The 25,803-nt window shown below is 71.7% G+C and carries 17 protein-coding genes and 1 pseudogene; 17 read left to right on the top strand and 1 reads right to left on the bottom strand.

The features are described from left to right. Nucleotides 1-15: 15 nt before the first annotated feature. From ACIBNA_RS03220 to ACIBNA_RS03160, 13 genes and pseudogenes are all read left to right on the top strand, one after another. Nucleotides 16-198: pseudogene (locus ACIBNA_RS03220) on the top strand (helix-turn-helix domain-containing protein); the annotation flags it as partial. Between the two features lies 1 nt (nt 199). Further along, a complete protein-coding gene (locus ACIBNA_RS03215; RefSeq protein WP_399163567.1) occupies nt 200-670 on the top strand; it encodes a GNAT family N-acetyltransferase in 471 nt (156 codons plus the stop codon). A 98-nt stretch (nt 671-768) separates the two neighbouring features. Then, nucleotides 769-1,956 (top strand): hypothetical protein, encoded by a 1,188-nt coding sequence (locus tag ACIBNA_RS03210; RefSeq protein ID WP_399163566.1) that lies wholly within the window; start codon nt 769-771, stop codon nt 1,954-1,956. Nucleotides 1,957-2,004: 48 nt separating this feature from the next. After that, nucleotides 2,005-2,787, top strand: coding sequence for a TIGR03936 family radical SAM-associated protein (locus tag ACIBNA_RS03205; RefSeq protein WP_399163565.1), 783 nt, complete (start codon nt 2,005-2,007; stop codon nt 2,785-2,787). A 259-nt stretch (nt 2,788-3,046) separates the two neighbouring features. Further along, the gene (locus tag ACIBNA_RS03200) at nt 3,047-7,216 is read left to right on the top strand and encodes a ribonuclease E/G (protein ID WP_399163564.1); all 4,170 of its coding nucleotides are present in this window, start codon (nt 3,047-3,049) and stop codon (nt 7,214-7,216) included. A 270-nt stretch (nt 7,217-7,486) separates the two neighbouring features. Then, entirely contained in the window at nt 7,487-7,807 is a 321-nt protein-coding gene (gene rplU / locus ACIBNA_RS03195) for a 50S ribosomal protein L21 (RefSeq protein ID WP_020269559.1), read from the top strand. A gap of 14 nt (nt 7,808-7,821) precedes the next feature. Next, nucleotides 7,822-8,076, top strand: a complete 255-nt coding sequence (rpmA, locus tag ACIBNA_RS03190) for a 50S ribosomal protein L27 (RefSeq protein ID WP_010041940.1) — start codon at nt 7,822-7,824, stop codon at nt 8,074-8,076. 126 nt (nt 8,077-8,202) lie between these two features. Further along, nucleotides 8,203-9,639 carry a GTPase ObgE gene (gene obgE / locus ACIBNA_RS03185; RefSeq protein ID WP_399163563.1) on the top strand — a complete coding sequence of 479 codons (1,437 nt, stop codon included), beginning with the start codon at nt 8,203-8,205 and terminating at the stop codon, nt 9,637-9,639. A gap of 153 nt (nt 9,640-9,792) precedes the next feature. Then, nucleotides 9,793-11,289 carry an FG-GAP-like repeat-containing protein gene (locus tag ACIBNA_RS03180; RefSeq protein ID WP_399163562.1) on the top strand — a complete coding sequence of 499 codons (1,497 nt, stop codon included), beginning with the start codon at nt 9,793-9,795 and terminating at the stop codon, nt 11,287-11,289. Nucleotides 11,290-11,457: 168 nt separating this feature from the next. Then, nucleotides 11,458-13,008: an alkaline phosphatase D family protein gene (locus ACIBNA_RS03175; RefSeq protein WP_399163561.1), complete on the top strand. Its 1,551-nt coding sequence runs from the start codon at nt 11,458-11,460 to the stop codon at nt 13,006-13,008. A 581-nt stretch (nt 13,009-13,589) separates the two neighbouring features. Continuing rightward, complete coding sequence (locus ACIBNA_RS03170) at nt 13,590-15,086, top strand: D-ribitol-5-phosphate cytidylyltransferase (protein WP_399163560.1); 1,497 nt, start codon at nt 13,590-13,592, stop codon at nt 15,084-15,086. 203 nt (nt 15,087-15,289) lie between these two features. Further along, nucleotides 15,290-17,395, top strand: coding sequence for a hypothetical protein (locus ACIBNA_RS03165; protein WP_399163916.1), 2,106 nt, complete (start codon nt 15,290-15,292; stop codon nt 17,393-17,395). 203 nt (nt 17,396-17,598) lie between these two features. Then, a complete protein-coding gene (locus tag ACIBNA_RS03160) occupies nt 17,599-18,807 on the top strand; it encodes a glycosyltransferase family 2 protein (RefSeq protein WP_399163559.1) in 1,209 nt (402 codons plus the stop codon). A gap of 88 nt (nt 18,808-18,895) precedes the next feature. Here the strand turns inward: ACIBNA_RS03160 and ACIBNA_RS03155 are convergent, their stop codons facing one another. Next, complete coding sequence (locus tag ACIBNA_RS03155) at nt 18,896-20,953, bottom strand: hypothetical protein (RefSeq protein WP_399163558.1); 2,058 nt, start codon at nt 20,951-20,953, stop codon at nt 18,896-18,898. A 977-nt stretch (nt 20,954-21,930) separates the two neighbouring features. On the opposite strand from ACIBNA_RS03155, the gene proB reads away from it, so the two are divergent. The 4 genes from proB (at nt 21,931) to ACIBNA_RS03135 (ending at nt 25,716) form a co-directional block, all read left to right on the top strand. Continuing rightward, the gene (gene proB, locus ACIBNA_RS03150; protein ID WP_399163915.1) at nt 21,931-23,037 is read left to right on the top strand and encodes a glutamate 5-kinase; all 1,107 of its coding nucleotides are present in this window, start codon (nt 21,931-21,933) and stop codon (nt 23,035-23,037) included. A gap of 134 nt (nt 23,038-23,171) precedes the next feature. Then, entirely contained in the window at nt 23,172-23,630 is a 459-nt protein-coding gene (locus tag ACIBNA_RS03145) for a hypothetical protein (RefSeq protein WP_059416949.1), read from the top strand. A 96-nt stretch (nt 23,631-23,726) separates the two neighbouring features. Continuing rightward, the gene (locus ACIBNA_RS03140) at nt 23,727-25,013 is read left to right on the top strand and encodes a glutamate-5-semialdehyde dehydrogenase (RefSeq protein WP_399163557.1); all 1,287 of its coding nucleotides are present in this window, start codon (nt 23,727-23,729) and stop codon (nt 25,011-25,013) included. Between the two features lie 133 nt (nt 25,014-25,146). Beyond that, nucleotides 25,147-25,716, top strand: coding sequence for a hypothetical protein (locus tag ACIBNA_RS03135; RefSeq protein WP_399163556.1), 570 nt, complete (start codon nt 25,147-25,149; stop codon nt 25,714-25,716). Nucleotides 25,717-25,803 lie beyond the last annotated feature (87 nt).

The raw sequence follows: 25,803 nt of genomic DNA, 5'->3' as shown, positions 1-25,803 counted from the left end.
GCTGGTCAGCGGAAGATGGCCGTGGGCGAACTCGCCGAACGCGTCGGCATCACCCCCGCCAACCTCGCGGTCCTCAAGAACGGCCGCGCCAAGGCGGTCCGCTTCTCGACCCTCGCCGCGCTCTGCGAGGTACTCGAGTGTCAGCCGGGGGACCTGCTGCGCTGTGAGGGGACGGGACCGCCGACCGGACAATGCCCTGGTGGAGAACATCAGCATCCGCCCGGCTCGGTCCGGCGAACTGGCGGCCGTGGCGGCCCTGCGATGGGAGTGGCTCGTCGAGAACGGCGGCGAGGCCCTCGGCGAACGCGCCGCATTCGTACGGCACTTCGTCGAGTGGGCCCGGGACAACGCCGGTTCGCATCGGTGCATGGTGGTCGTGCGTGACGATGACGTGGTCATCGGTATGGCCTGGCTGGCGGTGGTGCAGCGGGTCCCCACGCCGCGGGCGCCGCGGCGGGCCTCCGGCGATCTCCAGTGCGTGTACGTCGTACCCGAGGCGCGCGACGGCGGGCTGGGCGGGCGGCTCATCCGGGCGGTTCTGGACGGGGCCCGCGAGCTCGGGCTGGAGCGGGTGACCGTGCACTCGACGCCGCGGGCGATTCCCGCGTACGCCCGGTGCGGTTTCGAGGAGTCGCCCCGGCTGCTGCAGGCTCGGGTCGCGGGCGCATGAGCCGTATGATCATGACGCCAGGTGGAGGATCTGCGGAAGAACGGGGCGGGGCTGTGCGGTGCTGGATCCGGACGGGGTGCTGAGGCGTCTACGACGGTATGGATCTGGAGAAGCCGGCCCGAGAGGGCTCCGAGACGTGCGTCGATCTGTGGAAACGGGTGCCCGAACCGTCCGCGCCGCCGGTGCGTGAGGCGGCGCCCGAGGGGTGCATCGCCGTCGCGATCCGGATTCCCGTGCGGATCGTCGTGCTCGTGCTGGTCGTCCCCGTGCGGATGGTGTGGGACGCGCTCGTCGTGGCCGGGCGGTTCCTGAACGACGTGCTGCTGCGGCCGCTGGGCCGGGCGCTGCTGTGGCTCGGGCGGGCGGTGTTCGTCTGGCCGTTCGTGGGGCTGTGGCGGTATGTCGTCGTGCCGGTGGCGAAGGCGCTCGGGTGGCTCGGGAACGTGCTCCTCGTCGTGCCGGTGGTGTGGCTCTACCGGTACGTGCTGACGCCGGTTGGACACGCGATCGCATGGGTCGCCACACAGGTCGCCAAGGGCGTCGGGGCCGCGCTCGGCTGGGTGTACTCGTACCTGCTCACGCCGGTCGGGCGGGCCGTGATGTGGGTGCTGAAGGGGCTCGGCGCCGTGCTCGCCGCGGTCGGGATCGGCGTATACACGGTCGTGGCGTGGCTCGCCCGGTACCTGGTCGTCGTACCCGCCGTGTGGCTGTACACGTGGGTGCTCGCGCCCGTCGGGCGGGCGATCGTCTGGTGCGGCAAGGGACTGGTGTGGCTGGTGAGCATGGCCGTCACCGGCATCGGGACGGCCCTCTACTGGATCGCCCGGATCCTGCTCGTCCTGCCCGCCCTCGCCCTCTGGCGCTGGGTCCTCGCCCCGGTCGGGCGGGTCCTCGCGGTCATCGGGCGGGAGGTCCTGGACGCCCTCGGGCACGCGTGGCGGATCGCCGGGCACATCTCGCTCGCCGTCGGACGGTTCCTCGCGACGCTCTTCCGGTGGATCTTCGTCGAGCCGGTGCGGTGGGTGTACCGGAGCGTGCTGACGCCCGTCGGGCACGTCGTGCGGGACACCGTCCTGCGGCCCGCCGCCGAGGCCGCCCGCAGTGTGGGACGGGCCACGCGGCAGGCGCTGGCCTCCGCCCGGGAGTCCGTACGGCAGGCGCGCGCCGACTTCCGGCGGATGCTCTTCGGCGAGCCGGCGCAGCCGCAGCCGGTCGACCTCGGGGAACCTTCGGGCCGCGAGGCACGTACTCTTGGTAGCAGTACGACCGCTCTCACGAAGGACTGAACGACACTGGGCAAGCGACAGCCCGAAGGCCCGCCGCCCGCACCCGCGGTGCAGCGCATCCGACTGCGCTACACCAAGCGCGGCCGCCTCCGGTTCACCAGCCACCGTGACTTCCAGCGCGCCTTCGAGCGTGCGTTGCGCCGTGCCGAGGTGCCGATGGCCTACTCGGCGGGCTTCACACCGCACCCGAAGGTGTCGTACGCCAATGCCGCACCCACCGGCACGGGCAGTGAGGCGGAGTACCTGGAGATCGCGCTCACCGAGGCGCGCGACCCGGAGCAGCTCAGGAACCTTCTCGACGAGTCGCTGCCCGCCGGGCTCGACATCATCGAGGCGGTCGAGGCCCGCACCTCGGGCCTCGCCGACCGGCTGACGGCTTCCGTGTGGGAACTGCGGCTGGACGGCGTCTCGCCGGAGGACGCCCGCCGAGCGGCGGACGCCTTCAACGCGGCCGAGACCGTCGAGGTCCAGCGCCTCGCGAAGAACGGGGTACGCACCTTCGACGCCCGCTCCGCCGTCGCGAGCCTGGAGATCCGCGACCTCGCGGAAGCACACGGTTCGCAGGCTGATAGGCCGACCGACCAGCCCTGTGCGATACTGCGGCTGGTTGTTCGGCACGTGACGCCTGCCGTACGACCCGACGACGTCCTGTCCGGTCTTAGCGCCGTGGCCGACCTGGCGCCGCCGGTCCCCGCAGCGGTGACCAGGCTGGCGCAGGGGCTGTTCGATGAAGAGACCGGCACGGTGACCGACCCGCTCGCGCCCGACCGCGAGGCAGCGGAGGCCCACTCAACGGCCGAACCGCCTGCCGCCGCGACGGCGTCGGCGTAAGGAAGGTTCCGCGTAGGGACGGACGTCGTAGCGCCGCCCTGGGACTCGGGAGCCACCTGGGTCGGGCAGCGCACCGACCACAAGACTTTCGCCAGGCCGTACGCATTCGGCGTACGGAACCGGCGAGACAGGACACAGAGAGCTCCCGTGCGGCGCCCGCGCCCCGGACGGCGGCGACGCGCACAGCGCGAGCCGCGGACGTCACCGGCACAGCCGGACCAGGTGCGGCGCCCGGGAGCCTGACGGGAGAAAAGCCCGCATGCTCGGACCGACCGAACCCACAGAGTCCGCCACGGACTCCGAACACAACACTCCCAGCGACACCCTGCCGCCCCGTCGGCGGCGCCGTGCCGCGTCCCGCCCGGCGGGTCCGCCCGTCGGCGCCCTCTCCGACGCTCCGGTGGAGACCGTCACGCCGGCCATACCGGCCGCGGAGCCCGACGACCTGGCGGCCGACGCCGTAGAGGCCGACGAGGTCGAGGAGACCTCCGAGGCTGCCGCGAGCGCCGAGGAGGCCGCGCCTGCCGCTCCCAAGCGGCGCCGCGTGGTCCGCCGTGCTGCCGCGCCCGCCGGGGCTCCCGCGTCCGCGGAGAGCGCCGAGACCGTGGTGCAGGTGACCGCCGCTGCCCCGTCCGCCTCCGAGGCGTCGGAGCAGGCCGAGGCCCCCGCCGCGTCCGCCGAGGTGGCCGAGGACGCCGCTCCCCGGCGCACCCGGCGTCGTGCGACGCGCACGGCGACCTCGCCTGCTGCGGCTCCGGCGGAGGCGGTGGAGACGGCGGCGCCGGCTGCCGCCGCACAGGCCGAGCCGAGTGCCCCCGAGTCCGCCACGGCCGGTGGGCCCGCTGACGGTGCCGAGACCGCGGAGGCCGCCGAGGAGGCTGCTCCGCGTCGGGCTCGGCGGCGTGCCACACGACGGGTGACCGCGCCCGTCGCAGCGCCTGCCGCCGCGGATGCGGCGGAAGGAACCGCCGACGCGGGCCGGTCCGGCTCCGTCGCTCCGACCGACGCGCCCGCCGAGGCCGTCGCCGCCGTGTCTGGTGGGCCCGCCGAGGCCCCCGCCGGCTCGCCCGCCGAGGAGGCGAAGGCACCTGTGACCGATTCCCCCGCCGCAGAGTCCGACGGAGCCTCCGAGGCCGCCGCCCAGGCTTCCGAGCCCGCCGAGGACGCCGCTCCGCGGCGCCGTCGCCGGGTGGTCCGCCGGGCCGCCAGTGGTTTCGCCGAGCCCGCGCAGTCCTCGCGGGCCTCCCGGGGCTCGAAGTCCGCGCGGGCCGCCGCCGGTGCCGAGGCCGCCGGTGAGGACGAGACGTCGGCGCGGCCCGCACGGCCCGCTGTCGCCCTGTTCCAGGCGCCCGTGTTCACCGAGCCCCAGTTCCAGACGCCGGAGCGGGCCGCTGCCGCAGCCGCCGCCGAGGCGGCCGAGGCCGAGGAGCCCGAGGAGGCGGAGGAGTCCGCGCCGGCCGAGGTGCGCGAGGAGCAGCCCGGCGGGTCGCGCCGGCGGCGTCGTCGCCGGGGTTCCGCAGACGAGCCCGAGGCCCAGGCCACCGCGGCCCCCGCTGCCGAGAGCGCCGCCGACGAGGCGGAGGAGCCCGAGGAGTCCGCCGAGGGCGAGGACCAGGACGACGCCGAGGGGGCCGGCTCGCGCCGACGCCGTCGCCGGGGCGGCCGCCGCCGTCGGCGTGGCGAGTCCGCCGAGACCGACGCCGAGGGCGGCGAGGACACGGACGCCGAGTCCGAGCAGGTCGCCGCCGCACAGGCCGCGCAGGACGCCGAGGACACCGCGGAGCAGGCCGAGGAGGACCAGGAGGAGTCCGACGAGGCCGCCGATCGTGACGAGTCGGCCGGCGGCGGCTCCACCAGCAGCCGCCGGCGCCGTCGCCGCCGTCGCCGGGCCGGTGACACCGCGCCCGAGGCCGAGCCCACCGACGACGACCCGGAGCGCACGGTCGTCAAGGTCCGTGAGCCCCGCCCCAAGGCCGAGCCGTCCGACGAGGTGCAGTCCATCAAGGGCTCGACCCGTCTGGAGGCCAAGAAGCAGCGCCGCCGGGAGGGCCGCGAGCAGGGCCGCCGGCGCGTCCCGATCATCACCGAGGCCGAGTTCCTGGCCCGGCGTGAGGCCGTCGACCGCGTGATGGTCGTCCGGCAGCACGGCGACCGTACGCAGATCGGCGTCCTGGAGGACGGCGTGCTCGTCGAGCACTACGTCAACAAGGAGCAGTCGACCTCGTACGTCGGCAACGTCTACCTCGGCAAGGTGCAGAACGTGCTGCCGTCGATGGAGGCCGCCTTCATCGACATCGGCAAGGGCCGCAACGCGGTGCTGTACGCCGGTGAGGTCAACTTCGAGGCGCTCGGCATGGCCAACGGGCCGCGGCGCATCGAGTCCGCCCTGAAGTCCGGGCAGTCCGTGCTCGTCCAGGTGACCAAGGACCCCATCGGGCACAAGGGCGCCCGCCTGACCAGCCAGGTCTCCCTCCCCGGGCGCTACCTCGTGTACGTGCCCGAGGGCTCCATGACCGGCATCAGCCGCAAGCTGCCCGACACCGAGCGGGCGCGGCTGAAGACGATCCTCAAGAAGATCGTCCCCGAGGACGCGGGCGTCATCGTGCGCACCGCCGCCGAGGGCGCGAGCGAGGACGAGCTGCGCCGGGACGTCGAGCGGCTCCAGGGGCAGTGGGAGGACATCCAGAAGAAGGCCAAGAACGGCAACGCCCCGACGCTGCTGTACGGCGAGCCGGACATGACCGTCCGGGTCGTGCGCGACATCTTCAACGAGGACTTCTCCAAGGTCGTCGTCAGCGGGAGCGACGCGTGGGAGACCATCCACGGGTACGTCTCGCACGTCGCGCCGGACCTCGCCGAGCGGCTGACGAAGTGGACCTCCGAGGTCGACGTCTTCGCCACGTACCGGATCGACGAGCAGCTCGCCAAGGCACTCGACCGCAAGGTGTGGCTGCCCAGCGGCGGCTCGCTGGTGATCGACCGGACCGAGGCGATGGTCGTCGTCGACGTCAACACCGGCAAGTTCACCGGCCAGGGCGGCAACCTCGAGGAGACCGTCACCAGGAACAACCTGGAGGCGGCCGAGGAGATCGTGCGCCAGCTGCGGCTGCGTGACCTCGGCGGCATCATCGTCATCGACTTCATCGACATGGTGCTGGAGTCCAACCGGGACCTGGTGCTGCGGCGCCTGCTCGAATGCCTGGGCCGGGACCGTACGAAGCACCAGGTGGCCGAGGTGACCTCGCTGGGCCTCGTGCAGATGACCCGCAAGCGGGTCGGGCAGGGGCTCCTTGAGTCCTTCTCCGAGACCTGCGTCCACTGCAACGGGCGCGGTGTCATCGTGCACATGGAGCAGCCGACCACCTCCGGCGGAGGCGGCGGCAAGCGCAAGAAGCGTGCGCGCGCAGGTGCCGCCGAGCAGCCCCACGTGCACGAGGCAGCCGTCGAGGCCATCGAGACCGTCGAGGAAGAGGCGGAGACCGAGGCCGAGATCGGTGCCGAGATCGCCGAGCCGATCGCGCTGCCCGAGCCGGCCTTCGAGCCCGACGAGGAGCTGTACAGCAGCGCCGCCGAGGCGGAGGCCGCGGCCACGCGCGGGCGGACGCGACGCCGGGCGAGCCGGCGGGCGTCGGCTCCGGCGGGTGCGCCGCGCGGTGAGACGGCGGAGCCGAAGGCCAGGCAGGACATGAAGGCCGAGCAGGCCGAGGCCGAGGTGCCGACGGCTCAGGACGTGACCGCCGCCGAGGAGATCGCCCGTCCGGTGCAGCCGGAGCCGGCCGCCGAGGCGCACGCCGAGCCGATGGCCGTCGAGGACCCGGTCGTCGAGGCTCCGGCCGCCGAGGAGGCCGCGCCCAAGGGCCGTGGCCGTCGGCGGGCGACGCGCAAGGTGTCCGCGCCGGCCGGTTCTCCGGCGGGGGCGGAGGCGACCGTGGTGACGGTGTCCGAGACCGCGCCCGCCGCGCCCGAGGCCGCTAAGACGCCTGAGCAGGCCGAACAGCCCGCGGCGGCTGCCGAGGCGGCGGTTGCCGAGGCGCCCGCCGAGAGTGCCGCCCCGGCCCGTCCGCGGCGCCGTGCCGTGCGCAAGCCCACCGTGTCCACCGCGTCCGAGGAGGCGGCCGTCGTGGTCGTCCCGTCGGCCGCGTCCGAGGAGGCCCCCGAGGCTGCCGCGGCTGAAGGCGCCGCCACGGAGGAGGCCGTTGAGGAGCCGGCCCCGGCCAAGAAGACGGCCCGCAAGACGGCCAAGAAGGCCACGACGGCTAAGAAGGCCGCCACCAAGAAGACCGCGGCGAAGAAGACCGCGGCCAAGAAGACGACGGCGAAGAAGGCGGCGAAGACCACCAAGACCGCCGCCAAGAAGACCACGTCGAAGAAGACCGTCGCGGCGGAGCAGTCCCGCTCCTCCGTCTCGGCCTCCACCGACGAGGACTGACCCGCCTCGACGTCCGCCAGGGGCGTGCGCGAACCGTGCGTACGCCCCCGGCGGACGCGACCGGCGTGACCGGTCGCACAGGCGGTGGGCCCGGCTCGGTTTGACCCCCTCGGCCGCGGCCCCGTAACCTTGACCGTCGGCGTGTCGAATGACGCGTCACATCCCCGTAAACCTCATCCTCCGGGCGCCGGGCGCCCAGGAGAGGCCGCTTGCTGTGTCGGGCGGCTGGCCTGCGGGGGTGCCGTTTCCCGAGCGAGAGAGTGAGTCCGCGTGTACGCCATCGTGCGCAGCGGTGGCCGCCAGCACAAGGTTGCTGTCGGTGACATCGTTGAGGTTGACAAGATTTCCACTGCCCAGGTTGGCGACACGGTCGAGCTCTCGACCCTGCTCGTTGTCGACGGCGACGCCGTGACCAGCGACCCGTGGGTGCTGGCCGGCATCAAGGTCCAGGCCGAGGTCGTGGACCACCACAAGGGCCAGAAGATCGACATTCTGCGCTACAAGAACAAGACCGGCTACCGCCGTCGCCAGGGCCACCGCCAGCAGTACACGGCGATCAAGGTCACTGAGATCCCCACGGCTGCGAAGTAAGGGACTGAGGAGAAATGGCACACAAGAAGGGCGCATCGTCCACCCGGAACGGTCGCGACTCCAACGCCCAGCGGCTCGGCGTGAAGCGCTTCGGCGGTCAGGTCGTCAACGCGGGTGAGATCCTGGTCCGTCAGCGCGGTACCCACTTCCACCCGGGCGCCGGCGTCGGCCGTGGCGGCGACGACACGCTGTTCGCGCTCCAGGCCGGTTCGGTGCAGTTCGGCACCCACCGTGGCCGCAAGGTCGTGAACATCGTTCCGGTCGCCTGACCGGAAGCTTTCGCGAGGCGGACCTCACTTCCCTCACGGGAAGCGGGTCCGCCTTTCGCGTGTTACGCAGAGAACAACCCCGTACAACCCGTACACAACGGCCGTACATCACTGGAGGCACTCACCATGACCACCTTCGTGGACCGCGTCGAGCTGCATGTCGCCGCGGGTAACGGAGGTCACGGCTGTGCCTCCGTCCACCGCGAGAAGTTCAAGCCGCTGGGCGGGCCCGACGGCGGCAACGGCGGGCGCGGCGGGGACGTGATCCTCACCGTCGACCAGTCCGTCACCACGCTCCTCGACTACCACCACTCCCCGCACCGCAAGGCCACGGGCGGCAAGCCCGGCGAGGGCGGCAACCGCTCCGGCAAGGACGGACAGGACCTCGTCCTGCCGGTGCCGGACGGCACGGTGGTGCTCGACAAGGCGGGCAACGTCCTCGCCGACCTGGTCGGGCACGGCACGTCGTACGTCGCCGCGCAGGGCGGCCGGGGCGGGCTCGGCAACGCGGCGCTTGCGTCCGCGCGGCGCAAGGCGCCCGGATTCGCGCTGCTCGGCGAGCCGGGGGACCTGCGGGAAGTCGTCCTGGAGCTGAAGACGGTCGCCGACGTGGCGCTCGTCGGGTATCCGAGCGCCGGCAAGTCGTCCCTGATCTCGGTGCTGAGCGCCGCCAAGCCGAAGATCGCCGACTACCCGTTCACCACGCTCGTGCCGAACCTCGGTGTCGTCACGGCCGGCTCGACGGTGTACACGATTGCCGACGTGCCCGGGCTGATCCCGGGAGCCAGCCAGGGCAAGGGCCTGGGCCTGGAGTTCCTGCGGCACGTGGAGCGGTGCAGTGTGCTCGTGCACGTCCTGGACACCGCCACGCTGGAGTCGGAGCGCGACCCGGTCTCCGACCTCGACGTCATCGAGGAGGAGCTGCGGCAGTACGGCGGCCTGGACAACCGTCCGCGGATCGTCGTCCTGAACAAGATCGACGTACCGGACGGCAAGGACCTGGCCGAGATGGTGCGGCCCGACCTGGAGGCGCGCGGGTACCGCGTGTTCGAGGTGTCGGCCGTGGCGCACATCGGTCTGAAGGAGCTGTCGTACGCGCTCGCGGAGCTCGTGGCGCAGGCGCGGGCGGCGAAGCCGAAGGAAGAGGCCACGCGGATCGTGATCCGGCCCAAGGCCGTCGACGACACCGGCTTCACGGTGACGCGCGAGGCCGACGGGCTGTACCGGGTGCGCGGGGAGAAGCCCGAGCGCTGGGTGCGGCAGACCGACTTCAACAACGACGAGGCGGTCGGCTACCTGGCGGACCGGCTCAACCGGCTCGGGGTCGAAGAGGAACTGGTGAAGGCGGGCGCCCGGGGCGGCGACGGTGTCGCCATCGGTCCCGAGGAGAACGCCGTGGTCTTCGACTGGGAGCCGTCCGTGATGGCCGGGGCCGAGATGCTCGGCCGACGCGGTGAGGACCACCGGCTGGAGGAGTCGCGGCCGGCCGCGCAGCGCCGCAGGGACCGGCAGGCCGAGCGGGACGAGGCGCAGCGGGAGTTCGACGACTTCGAGCCGTTCTGAGTGTCCTGAGTTAACGAGAAGCAAATTCGCAACGGACTTCAAGGCAACCAAGTCGTTCTTCGGTGAGTCGTACTGGGCGGCGCGCATGAGGATCTTGTTCCTCGTCGCACCGCAACTGCCCAGCGGATCACCGGAGTTCACGTGCCCCAGTCCATGAGCAAGCGCAGGATCGGCCGAGGAGTGGCAGTGGCGGCGGCCGTCGCGGTCGTCGCGGCCGTCACCGCCCCGGTGGCGGCACAGGCCGCCGCCGCGGCCCCCGGGACCCCGGCCGCCGCGGCGAAGCTCCACGACGACTTCAACGGTGACGGCTACGCCGACCTCGCCGTGGCCGCCCCGACCGCGACCGTCGGCGGCAAGAAGGGCGCCGGATACGTCGCCGTGGTCTACGGCTCGCAGAACGGGCTCGACGCGACGAAGAGGCAGGTGTTCACCCAGAGCACGGCCGGCGTGCCCGGCAGCCCCGAGACGGACGACGCGTTCGGCAGCGCGCTCACCACCGCCGACCTCGACCGCGACGGGTACGCGGACCTGGTGGTCGGCGTGGGAAGCGAGGACGCGGCCGCCGGCGGTGAGGAGTCCGGGCTGGTCGAGGTCGTGTGGGGCGGTGCGAAGGGCCTGTCCGGCGGGGCCGCCCTGGCCACCGGGAAGTCCTACGACTGGCTCGGCCGCCAGGGGCGCCTGACCGTCGGGGACATAAACGGCGACGGTGCCGAGGACCTGGTGACCGTGGAGAACCAGTTCAATCTGCGCGTGCTGAAAGGCCCGTTCGCCCGGGACGGCTCCACGGCCCACGGCGAGCAGATCGTGACGGACGAGTTCGACAGCCGCGTCCTCGACCTGGCCACCGGCGACGTCAACGGCGACGGTGTCACGGACGTGGCCGCCACCGAGAACGACGGCGACGAGTTCGACGCCCGCCGGGTCGTGTACTGGCTGGGCACCAAGCAGGGGCTCACGCCGTACACCACCGTGCGGGGCGGCGACGGCTACCGGCTCCAGGGCGGCGAGAACCTCGACGTCGGGGACATCGACCGGGACGGCTACGACGACATCGTGGTCGGCCGGGCCGTCGACGGGTACGACAGCGACCTCGACACCCCCGCCGTAAAGGGCGGCCGGGTCACCTGGATCCCGGGCGGCCCGGACGGGCCCGACGGTGTGAAGGCCAGGTTCCTCAACCAGGACAGCTCCGGCGTGCCCGGCAGCGCCGAGGCGGGCGACGGCTTCGGGACCGACGTCCAGGTCGCCGACGTCAACGGCGACGGATTCCCGGACGTGGCGACCGGGCTGCCCGGTGAGAACCTGGGCGGTGTGGCCGACGCGGGAGCCGTCGTCGTGCTGCCCGGCACCGAGCGCGGGCTCACCGGCACCGGCGCTCAGGTGGTCACGCAGGACACGCCCAACGTGCCGGGCACCCCCGAGAAGAGCGACGCGTTCGGCAGGGCCGTCCACCTCGCCGACGCCAACCACGACGGCCTGGCCGACCTGGCCGCGGGCGCGCCGGGGGAGAACGGCAACGCCGGCTCCGTGTGGTACTTCAGGTCCGGCCCGACGACCGTCGTGAGCCCGAACGCCACGACGACCTTCGGCAACATCCTCCTCGGCACGACTGCCACGGGCGCCCGCCTCGGCACCGGTTTCGCTTACTGATCACCCGTCAGACCCGCCCCGGCAACGGCTTGTTCCAGCGCTGGTGGCGGGTCTCCTTTTGTCTGCTTAGTTGTCATGGACGTGAACCCCGGCGTTCAGCGGGCGGACCGCCCGCGAGCGTGAAGCTTCCCAGTGTCCAAGTGGCCAGCGAGGTAAGGGAGTCAGCCGATGACCGGAGCAGTATCCCCCGACCGACGCCGCTTTCTGACCGCCGGTGCCGCGGTCCTCGGTGCCGCGGCCTCCGCCCAGCTGTGGCTTCCGGCCACCGCCCACGGGGCCGAGACACCGCTGCCCGACGGCGTGTTCAGCCTCGGCGTGGCCTCCGGAGACCCGCTGCCGGACGGCATCGTGCTGTGGACCCGGCTCGCCCCGGACCCGCTGGACGGCGGCGGTATGCCCGACCGGGTGGTGCCGGTGGAGTGGCAACTCGCGGAGGACTCCCGGTTCAGAAAGCTCGTCCGCCGCGGCACCGCCCAGGCCCGGCCCGAGTACGGGCACAGTGTTCACGTGGACGTACGCGGGCTGCGCCCGGACCGTACGTACTGGTACCGCTTCCGCACCAGCGGGCAGCTCTCGCCCGCCGGCCGCACCCGCACCGCGCCCGACCCCTACAGCTCCGGTGGTTCCCTGCGCATGGCGCTGGCGTCCTGCCAGAACTGGCAGCACGGCTATTTCACGCCGTACGCCGACATGCTCGACCAGGACCCGGACGTCGTGGTGTTCGTCGGCGACTACATCTACGAGTCCACGCCGTCGGCGACGGGCGTACGACGCCACGAGGGTTCCGGTGAGCCGTTCAGCCTCGCCCAGTACCGCAACCGGTACGCCCAGTACCGCACCGACGCGGACCTCGCGGCGATGCACGCGAACGCGCCGTTCGTGGTGAGCTTCGACGACCACGAGGTGGACAACGACTTCGCCGGCGAGATCCCGCAGGACCCGGACAAGCAGCCGCACGACGCGTTCGTGGCCCGGCTGACCGCGGCCTACCAGGCGTTCTACGAGCACATGCCGGTCCGTGCGACCGCCGTGCCTACGGGGGCGCACATCCGGATGTACCGCCGCCTGGAGTTCGGCCGCCTGGCTCGCCTCAACGTCCTGGACACCCGGCAGTACCGCAGCGACCAGGCCACCAGCCAGACCGGTGCCCAGGACCCGTCGCTGACCATGCTGGGCGCGCGGCAGAAGCAGTGGCTGCTGAACGGGCTGCAGGACTCGCCGGCCCGCTGGAACCTGATCGCCTCCCAGATCATGATGGCCGAGACGGACCTCAAGGTCGGCGAGGGCAAGCTCTGGTTCTACGACGCCTGGGACGGCTACCAGGCCGAACGCAACCGGTTCCTCCAGGAGTTCAAGCAGGTCCGCAACCCCGTCGTGCTGTCCGGTGACCGGCACCTGACGATGATCAGCGACCTCAAGGAGGACTACGCCGACCCGGACTCCGCGGTCGTCGGCGCAGAGTTCGTCGGCACCTCCATCTCCAGCAACGGCGACCAGGACCAGGCGGCCTTCCGCAGGGAGTGGGACCCGCGGCGCCCGGACAACCCGCACTGGAAGCTGCTCGACGCCCATCGCGGCTACCACCTCTTCGACGTCCGCCGCGACGGCATCGACGCGCAGGTGAGGGTGGTCGACACCGTGCGGCAGCCGTCGGCGACGCCGAGCACGCTGGCCAAGCTGCGGGTCGAGGCCGGCCGGCCTGGAGTCAAGGTGGTCTGATCCGGCCCCTGACACACGCATGAGCCCGGTACTCCTCGGAGTGCCGGGCTCTTGGTCGTACGAGACGGGCGAGCCGTGTGAGAAGTCCGACCCGGGCTCGCCGAGTATTGCTCGCGCCGAGACCGAAATGCTGCAGAATCTTGATCAGGAATTCCGCGGCAATGAACGGCCGGGCGAGCCGTATTCGCGGTCGGGCCTATGAAGAACCCGTGCAGCCCCACGCCCCGGGACGTGAAGATCCGCACGCCACGGCCGTGGAGCCCGCCCCGGCGAGCGGTGGAGCCGGTACGCGGGGCCCTGCCAAAGCGCGTACCGTGCACCGGACATCGTCACAACGTCCAAGGAACTCGTGAAGGTCCTCGGTCACCGCCGTCCCGAGCTGCTCCGATGTCGCTGAGCTTCTGTGGAGTTACTCACAGCGCATTTCCCCGGGGCCCGCGCGACCGTCTCACCAATCACCAGGAGTGGGAGGTGAATGACAGGTTGCGCGCACATATGCGGCAGAGGTCGCTCACCTTGCACTGCGGTAACCACAAGTGGGACCATTTCCAAGTTCCCTGTCGCCCCAAGGTAGGTCACCTGTGTCCCAGCACATAGCCAAGCCCCGTACCACCGCAGTGATCCTGGCCGGTGGCACCGGTCAGCGCGTGGGTCTGTCGATCCCCAAGCAGCTGCTGAAGATCGCCGGCAAGGCAGTCATCGAGCACACGCTGACCACTTTCGAGAACGCCGACTCGATCGACGACATCATCGTGCTGATGGCGCCGGGCTATGTGCCCGATATCGAGAAGATTGTCGCGAAGGCCGGATTCAAGAAGGTCTCGAGGATCATCGAGGGCGGCTCCACGCGGAACGAGACCACCGAGCGTGCCATCTCCGCCCTGGGCGAGGGCCTCGCCGAGGGCGAGGACGTCAACGTCCTCTTCCACGACGCCGTGCGCCCCCTGCTGTCGCAGCGCGTCATCGACGACTGCGTCACCGCGCTGGAGCGCTACCAGGCCGTCGACGTGGCCATCCCTTCCGCCGACACCATCATCGTCACGCGCACGCACGGCGAGGACGGCGAGTTCATCACCGAGATCCCGGACCGCTCCCGGCTGCGCCGCGGCCAGACGCCGCAGGCCTTCAAGCTGTCCACGATCAAGCGGGCCTACGAGGTCGCCGCCGGCGACCCCAACTTCCAGGCCACCGATGACTGCTCCGTCGTGCTCAAGTACCTGCCGGACGTGCCGATCCACGTCGTCGCGGGTGACGAGTACAACATGAAGGTCACCCAGCCCGTCGACGTCTTCATCGCCGACAAGCTCTTCCAGCTCGCCTCCACGGCCGCGCCCGAGCAGGTCTCCGAGGAGGCGTACCGCGAGCTGCTGACCGGCAAGACGGTCGTCGTCTTCGGCGGCTCCTACGGCATCGGCAAGGACATCGCCGAGCTCGCCGAGTCCTACGGCGCCAAGGTCTACGCGCTGGGCCGCTCCACCACCGGCACCCACGTGGAGAACCCGGAGGAGGTCGACGACGCCCTGTCCAAGGCGTACGCCGAGACCGGCCGCATCGACTTCGTGGTGAACACCGCGGGCGTGCTGCGCATCGGCAAGCTCGCCGAGACCGACAACGCCACCATCGAGGAGGCGCTGAAGGTCAACTACCTGGCCCCGGTGCAGATCGCCCGTTCGTCGTACAAGTACCTGTCCGAGACCAAGGGCCAGCTGCTGCTGTACACCTCCAGCAGCTACACCCGGGGTCGCGCCGAGTACAGCCTGTACTCCTCGACCAAGGCCGCCATGGTGAACCTCACCCAGGCCCTGTCCGACGAGTGGGCCGGCGACGGCGTCCGCGTCAACTGCATCAACCCCGAGCGCACCGCCACCCCTATGCGCACCAAGGCTTTCGGTCAGGAGCCGACGGGCTCGCTGCTGTCCTCCGAGGCCGTGGCCCGCACCTCGCTCGACGTGCTGCTGTCCGAGCTGACCGGCCACGTCATCGACGTCCGCCAGCAGGACCCGACCGCCGGTGCGGCCCGCGCCTCCGGCTTCGAGGGGGCGCTGGCCTCGGTGCTGGACCGGCAGGACGGCGTGTAATAATTGGCGCCAAATAGACTTCAGTAATTCAGGCCTCTGCGCCCTCCTGTTAACGGGGTTCGTCAACAGGAGAGTTCGCAGGGGCCTGAATCCATACAGTCCCGCGAATATTCACAGACCAGCCGCATTCTCGAACCAAGACCGGCACACCCCTCCCAAGAGCAGGTTTCTCCGTGATATCCACCGCTATTCGCGTCGCCCGGGTGGGCAGCGCGGCCCAGCTGGCCGCGGCGGTCCTCATGATGCTGGGCTTCCCCTGCCTCATGCTGGCCGCGCTCGTCCCGAGCGTCCCCGCCTTCGCGGCAGCGGCCGCCGTGACGTACCTGGCGGACCACTATCTGCACCGCAAGGGCAGCTACCTGATCAACCGCCTCAGCAAGGTCCGGGCCGGCCTGTCGATCCGCTTCCTGATCCGGCAGCTGCTCCTCGTCCTGCTGCTGGCCAGGCTGTCCCTCGCGGACAACCTGATCTACTACGGGGCGATCGCCTGCTTCATCGCCTTCTACGGTCTCCAGGCCCCGCACGGCGCGCTGGTCCAGCTGATCCGCAACCGCCGCCGCATGCCGGTCGCCACCCGCAACGTCGACCTGAAGTCCCGCATCCGCATCCCGGACGCCCCGCCGCGCCGGCTGCTGCACCGCTCCGCCGAGAAGATGCTGCACCTCGACCTCTTCGCGGTCGCCGGCATCCTGCTCGCCGCGCAGGTGCAGTCGGCCCTCGTCGGCTTCGTCGGCATCGGCATCACGGTGGCCGTCGCCTCCCTGTACGTCCTCGCGCTCGTCCCGTACGTTCGAGGCCGGAAAGTCCCGCCGAACGCCGAGAAGGTGCTGGCCGCCGTCGACGACTGGCTGGGCGAGTACAAGCCGGAGACGGTCCTGTACTTCTCCGGTTCGAAGGACTCCGCGTACCAGGTGAACATGTGGCTGGACACCATGGAGAACCTGGACTCCAAGCCGCTGATCATCCTGCGTGAGCGGGCCATCCTCAACAACCTGGCGCCGACCACGGTCCCCGTCATCTGCGTGCCCGGAGGGGTGCACCTGATGAACATGGACCTGTCCACGGTGCGGGTCACGCTCTACGCGGCGAACGTCGGCAAGAACATCCACATGCTGCGCGTGCCCACCATGAAGCACGTCTTCATCGGCCACGGCGACAGCGACAAGCTCGCCAGCGTCAACCCGTTCAGCAAGGTCTACGACGAGGTGTGGACGGCCGGTCGCGCCGGCCGCGACCGCTACGCCATCGCCGACGTCGGTGTCCGCGACGACGACATCGTCGAGGTCGGCCGCCCGCAGCTGGCCCCGATCCAGACCTGGCAGGGCGTCCCCGAGGGGCCCCGCGGCGGAGCCGCTGATGGACGCTGCCCGACCGTGCTGTACGCCCCCACCTGGGAGGGCTGGGACGACAACCCGGGCAACACCTCGATCCTGCTGGCCGGCGAGAACATCGTCCGCAGGCTGATCACGGCCGACCCGCCGGTCCGCGTCCTGTACAAGCCGCACCCGTTCACCGGCACGCGCAGCAAGGAGGCCAAGGCCGCCCACCAGCGCATCACCGCCCTGGTCCGGAAGGCCGCCGCCGAGCGCGCCACCGACTCGCGCTTCGCCACCGACAGCGCCGCCCAGGCGCAGGCCAGGACCGAGCTGGCCCGGATCGAGGCCCGGATCGCCCAGCTGGTCGGCACCGGCGGCGACAAGGGCCGCGACGAGGCCGAGGCCACCCGTGACGGGCAGGTCGACGTCACCCGGCATGAGGAGGTCGCCCGGCTGCGCACCGAGTGGAACGACGCCTACTGGCGTTCCTTCCCCACCTGGGAGCACCGCGTCATCACCGGCGCCCAGCCGCGGCTGTACGACTGCTTCAACGTCTCGGACGCGATGGTCTCCGACATCTCCAGCGTGGTCTCCGACTTCATCGCGAGCGGCAAGCCGTACGCGGTCACCGACTCCGCGGAGCTGGGTGCCGAGGAGTTCAAGCGGAACAACACGGCGGTGCGTGCCGCGGTGATCCTGTCCAACAGCGCGGCCGAGCTGGGCGAGCTGCTCGGCGCGGTGCGCGACCCGGCCGCCGATCCGCTGGCCGAGGACCGCAAGGAGCTCAAGCAGTACCTGCTGGGCCCGGACGAGCCGGCCTCCATCGACCAGTTCAACACCGCGGTGGCGAACCTCGCGCTCAAGGCCGAGACGCGCAACGTCGGCCAGGAGTCACGGATCGCGGCCGCCACCGCCGATGCGGAACTGGCGAACGCCGTGCCCGGGCAGCGGGTGTCCTCCGCCGGTGACACGGACGGCGTCGGCACGGGCTGAACCGCCGCCGCCTACTTCAGAGTTCGGCCCCCGAGGAGCTTCCTCGGGGGCCGAACTCTTTCTCGTTCCCCCTTCCTGCCGGTTCACCATGTGACGTGACTCACGAATACATGTGTCTGAGGCAACCGCTTGCCTCGATCTCCCGTCTACCAAGTAGCGAATGAGGCGATACGGGGGGAATATCCCATTGACTAGGGGGAAACGTGACCGTTGCGCAGCCTGATGTGAGTGTGATCATCGGGGCGTACGAAGCGATGCCGTATCTGATCGAGTGCCTCTCGTCCGTCGAGGTACAGACCATCGATCCGGAGCGCATCGAGGTCATCGCGGTGGACGACGGATCGACGGACGGCACGGGGGAGTACCTGGAGGAGTTCGCCGAGCGCGCTTCCATGCACGTCCTGGTGATCCGGCAGGAGAACTCCGGCGGCCCCAGCGGTCCGCGCAACGTCGGTCTGGGCAAGGCGACCGGGCGTTACGTCTTCTTCCTCGACGCCGACGACCGGCTGGGCCCCGAGGCCCTGGAGCGGATGGTCGACATGGCCGACCGTGCCGGGACGGACGTCGTCCTCGGCAAGGTCGAGGGCGTCAACCGCTCGGCGCCGAAGTCCATGTGGGGCAAGACGGTGGAGCGCACGGACGTCTTCTCGTCCAACATCAAGTTCACGCTCAGCGCGCAGAAGCTGTTCCGCCGTGAACTGCTCGACCGACACGGCATGCGGTTCGACGAGTCGCTGTTCACCGGCGAGGACGCGCTGTTCACGATGGAGGCGTACCTGCGGGCGGACGGCGTCTCCGTGGTCGCCGACCACACCTGCTACTACCTGGTGGGCCGTGACGACGGCAAGCACGTGACCAAGAGCGGCAGTTACACACTGCGCTTCGACTCCGCGCGGGCCCTGACGAACCTCATCGCCGAGCACGTCCCCGCGGGCGGCCGGCGCGACCAGCTGATGGTCCGGCCGTTCCTCGTCACGCTGCTGCCGCAGTTCGGGCCGAAGTACCTGACGGACAGCGAGGAGATACGCCGGCACAAGTTCGAGCTGGCCAAGCCGCTGATGGACGCGTACTGGACGGAGGGCGTCGCCCAGCGCCTCAAGGTCCACGAGCGGCTGCGGCTGCATCTGGTCGCCGAGCAGCGTCCCGAACTGCTGCTGGACGTCGTGAAGTTCGTCAAGGCCAAGAAGCAGGCGGCGGCCCTCCTGGAGAAGAAGGGCCGCCGCGTCTACCTGGCCTATCCGCACTTCCGCGACCGCGCCGCGGGCATCCCCGACTCGGTGTACCTCGCCGAGCCGCGCGAGGCCCGAGACTTCCCGGGCTACCGCGAGGGCGGCGTCGACACGTTCGTACGCCGGGCGGTACGCAAGGCGCGGCGGGTGCTGGCCTCGCGTGAGGTGCGGCAGGCGGCCTGAACGCGGGCGCGGGGCCGGTGGGTCGATCGCCCATGGCCCCGCGGTTGGTTCGTCGGTTGTTTCCTCGGTTGGTTCGGCGCGCTGTCCGCTAGCGCGGTGCGGCCGTCGGCAGGCCGGCCCCGTCGCTCGCCGGCTCCGTGCGCTGGCCGGGCAGTTCCGCCGTCAGGTGCTCCGCCACCCGTGCCCGGTGGGCCCTGGCCTCGGCGCACAGGGCCCGTACGGCCGCGTTGAAGCGCTCCTGCGACGGCGGATCGGCCGGGCCCAGCAGGCGCAGCTTCAACGCGGCGCGTGCCGTTGCCAACTCGTCCTTCTCCGGGTGCCGGACCGTCTCCAGCAGACCCGGCACCCCGGCCGCGTCCGGCGTCAGCACGGTCGCCGCCGCCACCGTCGGGAACGCCGCACGGAAGGCCTCCTCGGGCAGCTCGCTGGTGTTCGCCACCGCGTACGGCTTCTCGCTCGCCAGGAAGTCGCTGATCACGCTCGACACGTCACTGATCAGCAGGTCGGCCACGTTGAAGCAGGAGTACAGCGCCGGCCGGGCGTCCGTGATGATCTGGTGTTCGCCCTCCGGCAGCGAGGCCCAGTACGCCTCCTCCCAGGCCGCCGTCGCCCGTGCCACCGCCTCGGCCCGGCCCGGCTCCGGCGCCGACTGCACCCGCATCCGCTCCACCGTGTCGGCCCCGGTCCGGAAGGCGGCCGTGGTGAGCCGGTCCAGCTCCTCGGTCAGGCGGGCGAGTTCGGCACCGGCCGTGGGGCGACGCGACCCCGTCCGCTCCCGGTTGGCCGCCCGGATCAGCTCCCGGATACGCAGATCGGCCGCGCCCGCGCGCGGGTCCACCGACCCCGTCAGCGGATGCGGCTTGTACAGCAGCCGCACGCCTGGTTCCGCGAGCAGCGCCCGCACCAGGTTCTCGCCGGCCGCGATCACCGACGTGTTGCCTGGGTTGCCGTCCCAGCCCTCCCAGGTCGGCGCGTACAGCACGGTCGTGTACGTCCCCGTCGGCGGGCCCGCGTAGGGCCGTACGGTGTCCAGCTGCGGGCGGCCCGTCTCCACCACGTCCTTGTCCTCGACGCCCACCTCGGCCAGCGCGTACCGCTCGCGCGCGGCGGGCCCGGCCACCCACACCTCGTCGTACGCCTTCGCGTACGGGTTGCACGAGGACAGCTTGTCACTCTCGCCGTGGTTGACGAAGGTGTGCCTGATCGTGGGGATGCGCAGCACCTGGGAGGTCTTGCCGGAGTTCGACGGGTGGATGAGCACCTGGAGCGTGGAGTGCTCAAGACGCATCAGCGTGGACACCTTCGGCAGGCACACGATCGGGATGTCCGTCGCCGCGATCTTCTGCACCATGAACCGCTCGCGCAGCACGATGACCGGCTTCCCGTCGATCTTGGAGAGCGGCTCCAGCCACATGTTCGCCTGGTAGGCCGAGGAGGCACCGCCGGAGAAGTACAGGCCCACGGTCGGCCGGTACTCGGCCAGCCACGCGTCGAACCAGTCGAGCACCTCCTGCTCGCCCGCCGGGCGGCGTCCCGGCAGCAGCCGGACGAGCAGGGCGCCGAGGCCGGTCAGCGCGAGCCCGAGGGAGAGCGAGATGCCCGCGGCCGCGTACACCGGCTCGTCGCCCGGCGCGGCGGCCAGCAGCCCGGCCGTCGCCGGCAGGCCGAACACCAGCAGCCGGTGGCCGGGGCGGCGCAGCAGCACGGACGGGGCCTTGGACAGCCGCAGCGCCGAGGCGTCGATGTTCCGGGTCACCACCGGCAGGGTGCGGGTCCGGTGCACCAGCATGGAGACCGCCTGGATCGCGCAGTGCAGTACGTAGAAGGCGAGCAGCCCGGCCACGAGCGGGGCGTACACGGTCTCCCGGTCCTGCTCGCCGAGCCGCAGCAGGCCGACGACCAGCAGCAGGTCCCGCAGGACGTGCCGCACCGTGATGTCCGCGTGCGACTTGGCGAACAGCGACAGCACCCCGCGCTGCCACCGGTACAGGGCACCCTCGGTGGCCAGGGAGACGGCGGTCGCGGCGAGCAGCAGTGGCACGTGGGGCAGTAGCGCCGCGACCGCCTGAGCGGCGAACGCGGCGGCCAGGACGATGGTGACCAGCCCCTTCAGCAGGGCCGGTGGACGGGGGAGAGGTAGGGGCACTGCGGTCACTCCAGGGGGTCGGATTGGCGGAGTTCGGCCGCCTGGGTTAACGCGCGGCGACCTCCCGACGACACGCGCGTGTCCGGGGCGGCGTGAGCGGCGTGCCGCGGGGTGGTCGGGATGTGCGCGGTGGTGTGGGTGGCGGGGTGGTCGGGGTGTGCGTGGTGCGGGGCTGTGGGTGGGCCTGGAGTGGCATGCGTGGTGCGGGGCCGTCAGTGGGCCGGAGAGTGGCGTGCGTGGTGTGGGGCCGTGGGCGGGGTGGGGAAGTGGCGTGCGTGGTGCGCTGGGGGCGGGTCGAGGCGCGGGTCCGGTGACGGTCCGCGCGGTGCGTCGTGGGTGGGCTGGGGGCAAGTGCTCGGTGGCGAACCTGCCTGGGGGCGTCGGTGGCGGCCTGCGTGGCCGGTCGGGGTCGTGTGTCCGGTGGCGGCCTGCGGAGTGGGGGATGGGCCGTGTGCCCAGTGGCGCTTGCGGGGCATGGCAGGGGTCGGGGAAGTGCCGCGCGTGGTGCGCTGCGGGCGGGTCGAGGTCGCGGGTGCGGTGGCGGTCTGCGCGGTGCGTCGCGGGTGGGCCTGGGCCGCGTGCCCGGTGGCGAACCCGCGTGGGCGCGTCGGGGGGCGGGCCGGTGGCGAGCCGCCTGGGGGCGTCGCGGGCGAGCCCGGTCGCGGCCTGCGGGGCGGGTCGGACTCGTTGCCCGGCGGCGGTCTGCGGGGTGGGCCGACACCGAGTGCCCGGTGGCGAACCTACCTGGGGCGTCGCGGGAACGTCCAGGGGCAACCGTGCCCGGGAGAGCCCGCACGGTCGGCTTCGCGCACGCCTGTCCGCGGACCGGGAGGACGGCCACCGTGCCGTGACGCGAGTCGTACCGTCCGTAGCGTGGACCGGCGCCGCGTCCCGTCCGCCCGTCCCGTAGATTTCCAGGTGAGCGACCGAATCGACGCGAGGGGACGGACGGCGACGTGGCAGGGGCAAGGCAGGCCGTGGGCGAGGCCCGCAGGATCGTCGTCAAGGTCGGGTCCTCCTCGCTGACGACCGCGTCGGGAGGCCTGGACGCCGACCGGGTGGACGCGCTGGTCGACGTGCTCGCCAAGGTCCGCAGCGGCGGCGAGCGCGAGATCGTCCTGGTCTCCTCCGGAGCCATCGCCGCCGGTCTCGCCCCGCTGGGCCTGCGCCGCCGCCCCAAGGACCTCGCCCGGCAGCAGGCCGCCGCCAGCGTCGGCCAGGGCCTGCTGGTCGCCCGCTACACCGCCTCCTTCGCCCGCTACGGCGTCCGCGTCGGCCAGGTCCTGCTGACCTCCGACGACATGAGCCGCCGCGCGCACCACCGCAACGCCTCCCGCACCCTCGACAAGCTGCTCGCGATGGGCGCCTTGCCGATCGTCAACGAGAACGACACCGTCGCCACGGACGAGATCCGCTTCGGCGACAACGACCGTCTCGCCGCCCTCGTCGCCCACCTCGTCCGCGCCGACCTGCTGGTGCTGCTGTCCGACGTGGACGGCGTCTACGACGGCGACCCCGGCAAGCCCGGCACCTCCCGCATCGCCGAGGTGCGCGACCCGTCCGACCTCGCGGGCGTCCAGATCGGCAGCGCGGGCAAGGCCGGCGTCGGCACCGGCGGCATGGTCACCAAGGTCGAGGCCGCCCGGATCGCGGCCGCCGCCGGCGTGCCCGTCGTGCTCACCAGAGCCGTCCACGCGGCCGACGCCCTGTCCGGCCAGGACACCGGCACCTACTTCCACCCCACCGGCAAGCGCTCCGCCGACCGGCTGCTGTGGCTCCAGCACGCCTCCACCCCGCAGGGCGCCCTCACCCTGGACGACGGTGCCGTCCAGGCCGTCGTGGAGCGCCGCAAGTCGCTGCTGCCCGCCGGGATCGCCGCCGTCGAGGGCGAGTTCAGCGCCGGCGACCCGGTCGAGCTGCGCGACGCCACGGGTCGGACCGTGGCCCGCGGGCTCGTCAGCTTCGACGCCAAGGAGATCCCCCGGCTGATCGGCCGCTCCACCCGCGAACTGGCTCGCGAACTCGGACCCGCGTACGAACGCGAGGTCGTACACAGGGACGACCTGGTGCTCCTGCACCCGTAATGTGGCGAAACGTCTGCCCCCGGTGGTGGACGTTCCGCAAAACCGCCACGCGATCTCTTGCGGCCTGCTCAACTTTGTCTCGGGGACATATTCCGCAGCAGCGCCACTGTGCAAAGGAGGCCGTCGTGAGACGAGTGCGCCCTGGGGCCACGGCGTCCCGTGGTGGTGCCGGCTCCCGCGCGGCCGGTGAGGAGCGGGCCCTGACGAGCGTGGCGGCCGGAGACCGGTTCGAGGGCGAGGAACCCGCGGACACCCCGCGCCTGTGGCACGTCACCCTCAGCGTCTCCGGCAAGGAGGCCCCGCTGCCCGAGGTACGGCGCGCCCTGGAGCAGCTCGCCCACGACCACCCCTTCCTCCTGACCAGCCGGTACGCGGTCGACCACGCGGAGATCCGCTACTGGGAGGAGGCCCGCGACCTGCACGACGCGGCCGCCGTCGCCCTGCGCCTGTGGGGCGAGCACCGGCAGACCGCCGGGCTGCCGCCCTGGGAGATCGTCGGCCTGGAGGTCATCGACCGCGCGACCTACCACCAGCGCATCGCCGAGGGCTACGGGCCGCCGCCGGCATCACCGGTCGGAGTCCATCCGTTTTGACCCGGTCCGGCAGCCGTCTCGGGAAGTGTCTCGGCAAGCGTCTCGGGGTGTGGAACGAGCGGTGAACGGTCCGGCCCGGCACACTACGCTTCCCTCATGACCACGCTTTCGCCGTACGACTCCATGTCCCCGGTCACCGAGGCCGCCTACCGCGCCAAGGCCGCCGCCGCGAGCCTCGCGCCGCTGCCGCGGGCCGACAAGGACGACGCGCTGCTCGCCATCGCCGACGCGCTGGAGGTCCGTACGAGCGAGATCGTCGAGGCCAACGCCAAGGACGTCGCCAAGGCCCGCGAGGCCGGCATCAGCGAGGGCATGATCGACCGGCTCACGCTCACCCCCGAGCGGGTCCGCGCCATCGCCTCCGACGTGCGCGACGTCGCCGCGCTGCCCGACCCGGTCGGCGAGGTCGTGCGCGGCTCCACGCTGCCCAACGGCATCGACCTGCGTCAGGTCCGCGTGCCGCTCGGTGTCGTCGGGATCATCTACGAGGGCCGGCCGAACGTCACGGTCGACGCCGCCGCCCTCTGCCTGAAGTCCGGCAACGCGGTCCTGCTGCGCGGTTCCTCCTCGGCGTACCAGTCGAACACCGCCCTCGTGCGCGTCCTGCGCGACGCCGTGGGCGGGGCCGGGCTGCCCGCCGACGCCGTTCAGCTCGTGCCCGGCGAGAGCCGCGACAGCGTGCGCGAGCTGATGCGCGCCCGCGGCCTGGTCGACGTGCTCATCCCGCGCGGCGGCGCCTCGCTGATCAACACGGTCGTCCAGGAGTCGGTCGTCCCGGTCATCGAGACCGGCACCGGCAACTGCCACGTCTACGTCGACGCCCAGGCCGACCTCGACATGGCCGTCGAGATCCTGATCAACTCCAAGGCCCAGCGCGTCGGAGTCTGCAACGCCGCCGAGACCCTGCTGGTCCACCAGGACATCGCCGCCGAGTTCCTGCCGCGGGCCCTGGACGCCCTCGCGGAGGCCGGGGTCACCGTGCACGCCGACGAGCGCGTCCTGGCCCACGCCAAGGACTCCAAGGCCACGGTCGTCGAGGCGACGGCCGAGGACTGGGAGACGGAGTACCTGTCGTACGACATCGCCGCGGCCGTGGTGGACTCGCTGGACAAGGCCGTCGAGCACATCCGGCTGTGGACCTCCGGCCACACCGAGGCCATCGTCACGACGTCCCAGCAGGCCGCCCGCCGCTTCACCCAGCTGGTCGACTCGACCACCGTCGCCGTCAACGCCTCCACCCGCTTCACCGACGGCGGCCAGTTCGGCTTCGGCGCGGAGATCGGCATCTCCACCCAGAAGCTGCACTCCCGCGGCCCGATGGGTCTGCCCGAGCTGACCAGCACCAAGTACATCGTCACCGGGGACGGGCACGTGCGGCGCTGAGCCGCCTGCCACGTGGGTATGTAAAGCGGCGCATGTGTGTGCGGCAGGGGCGCCCCCGGCCGGGCGCGCGCCGTGCGGCACCCCGTGAACGCCGTCTCAACCGGCGGATGAATTTCCATACCGTCTGCCCAAAATGACCCCCCAGGTCTACTCTGGAACAGTGCCGGAGGACGTGGGGGGCACGCCGTTTCCTGACGGCCGGGAGCCCGACGACGACCACGACCGCGGGGTGTCGGACGAAGAGTTCGCCTCCGTGGTCTTCGACGAGGCCTTCGTACGCGCGGCCGTGGTGCACGAGCCGACCGCCGTGGAGCGCCTCCTGGCCGCCGCCAAGGCGAGAGCCGAGGCGGAGGCGCGCCGCGCCCACTCCAGAGGCGAGCGGTACGACGACGGGTACGGCGATTTCGGCCATGATCCCGAGCTGGACGACTCCGACATCCTCGAGGACCGCTACGGCGGCACGGGGCCGTACTCCAAACAGGTTCGCTGGCACCGCCCCGTCGCCTGGCTGCTCGCCCTCGTGATGGGCATCGGCATGGTCGCGCTGGCCTTCACGGCGGTCTACCGGGGCGCGTCCTCCAACCGCCAGGACACCGTGCCGGCGCCCACCTCGACCGGCCTGGAACAGAGCAGCGGGGCGACTCCCTCCGCTTCCGCGGACTACTCCCAGCCGGCCGTCTCGGTGATCCCGCCCTCCCCCTGACCGGAACCCGCCCGTCCTGGTGAGGACCTGTCAGAACTTGTGGTGCAGCAGGGCGTTTACCCGAGCTTCCGGCGACCTACCCTGAAG

Origin of the sequence: Streptomyces sp. NPDC050164 (genome assembly GCF_044459945.1) — a bacterium.
Lineage (GTDB): Bacteria > Actinomycetota > Actinomycetes > Streptomycetales > Streptomycetaceae > Streptomyces > Streptomyces coeruleorubidus_A.
Note: the sequence above shows the minus strand (reverse complement) of the source record. Positions and strands in the feature narration are given on the sequence as shown.